Consider the following 1,993-nt stretch of genomic DNA (forward strand, 5'->3'; position numbering starts at 1 on the left):
GTCGCGCTGGCCACCGTGCGGGTGCTCGAGCGGCTCGGCCACGAGGTGGTGTTCCCGCCCGGCCAGGGCTGCTGCTCCCAGATGCACGTCAACAGCGGCTACTTCGACGACGCCCTGCCCGTGGTCCGCAACCACGTGCAGGCCTTCTCCGCCGCGGACTACGACGTCGCCGTGGCGCCGTCGGGCTCCTGCGTCGCCTCCCTGGGCCACCAGCAGCCGATGATCGCCCGCGCCGGCGGGGACGAGGCCCTCGCCCAGGAGGCCGCAGCCGTCGCCGCCACCACCTACGAGCTCTCGCAGCTGCTGACCGACGTGCTCGGCGTCCACGACGCGGCCGCGCAGCTCGGCTCCTGGTTCCCCCACCGGGTGACCTACCACCCGTCCTGCCACGGGATGCGGCTGCTGCGCCTGGGGGACCGGCAGAAGGACCTGGTCGCCTCGGTCGGGGACATCGACTTCGTCGAGCTGCCCGACGCCGAGGAGTGCTGCGGCTTCGGCGGGACCTTCTCCTTCAAGAACCCGGACGTCTCCGCCGCGATGGCCGAGGAGAAGATCGACAACATCGTCTCCACCGGCGCCGAGCTGTGCACCGGGGGGGACGCCTCCTGCCTGATGCACCTGGGCGGGGCCATGGCCCGCCGGGGAACGGGTGCGGGCACCGTCCACTTCGCCGAGATCCTCGCGTCCACCCGCGAGAACCCGCTCGAGGTCTCCGGGCCGGTCGAGCTGTCCATCCCGGGGCCCGGGGCGCGCCGCACGGCGTCGTCCTCGGCCCCCCGCACGACCGGAGGAGCTCGATGAGCCGCACGGCCCTGGGCATGCCCGCCGTCCGCCCCGTCCACGGCCAGGGGAACCTGCACGCGCAGACCGCGTTCCCCGCCGCGGCGAAGGCCGAGATGGGCAACACGCAGATGCGCGCCAACATCCGCCACGCCACCCACACCATCCGCGGCAAGCGCGCCGCGGTGACGGGCGAGCTGCCCGACTGGGAAGAGCTGCGCTCCGCCGGCTCCGCGATCAAGGAGCAGGTCATGGCGAACCTGCCGCACCTGCTCGAGGAGTTCGAGCGCAACCTCACGGCCCGCGGCGGCACCGTGCACTGGGCGCGCGACGCCGAGGAGGCCAACCGGATCGTCACCGAGCTCGTGCGCGCCACCGGGTCCACCGACGTCATCAAGATCAAGTCCATGGCCACCCAGGAGATCGGCCTCGAGGAGCACCTGGCCGGCCACGGGATCACCGCCACGGAGACGGACCTGGCCGAGCTGATCGTCCAATTGGGCCACGACAAGCCGTCCCACATCCTGGTCCCGGCGATCCACAAGAACCGGCACGAGATCCGCGACATCTTCCTGGCCGAGATGGCCGAGACCGACGAGACGCTCACGTCCGAGCCCCGGGACCTCGCCGAGGCCGCCCGCACCCACCTGCGGGAGAAGTTCCTCTCCACCTCCGTGGCGGTCTCCGGGGCGAACTTCGGCGTGGCCTCCACCGGGACGCTGACCGTGGTGGAGTCCGAGGGCAACGGCCGCATGTGCCTGACCCTGCCCGAGACCCTGATCACCGTGATGGGCATCGAGAAGATCGTGCCCACCTTCCAGGACCTCGAGGTGTTCCTGCAGCTGCTCCCGCGCTCCTCCACCGGGGAGCGGATGAACCCCTACACCTCGATGTGGACCGGCGTGACCCCGGGGGACGGCCCCCAGAACGTGCACGTGGTGCTCCTGGACAACGGCCGCACCGCCGTGCTCGACGACCCCGCCGGGCGCTCCGCGCTGCACTGCATCCGCTGCTCGGCGTGCCTGAACGTCTGCCCGGTCTACGAGCAGGCCGGCGGTCACGCCTACGGCTCCACTTACCCGGGGCCCATCGGGGCGATCCTCTCCCCGCAGCTGACCGGCATCACCTCCGAGCAGAACGCCTCCCTGCCCTACGCCTCCTCGCTGTGCGGGGCCTGCTACGACGTGTGCCCGGTGAAGATCAACATCCCGGA

The 1,993-nt window shown here is 71.7% G+C and carries 2 protein-coding genes; both read left to right on the top strand.

What is annotated here, in order from left to right:
• On the top strand, positions 1–801 hold an 801-nt coding region (locus E7Z53_RS19795; protein WP_176338690.1), incomplete at its 5' end, for a (Fe-S)-binding protein.
• The coding region (locus tag E7Z53_RS19800) for a lactate utilization protein B (protein WP_176338691.1) at positions 798–1,993 on the top strand (1,196 nt) is incomplete at its 3' end. The genes E7Z53_RS19795 and E7Z53_RS19800, both read left to right, overlap by 4 nt.

The organism is Kocuria salina (assembly GCF_013368965.1).
Classification (GTDB): domain Bacteria; phylum Actinomycetota; class Actinomycetes; order Actinomycetales; family Micrococcaceae; genus Kocuria; species Kocuria rosea.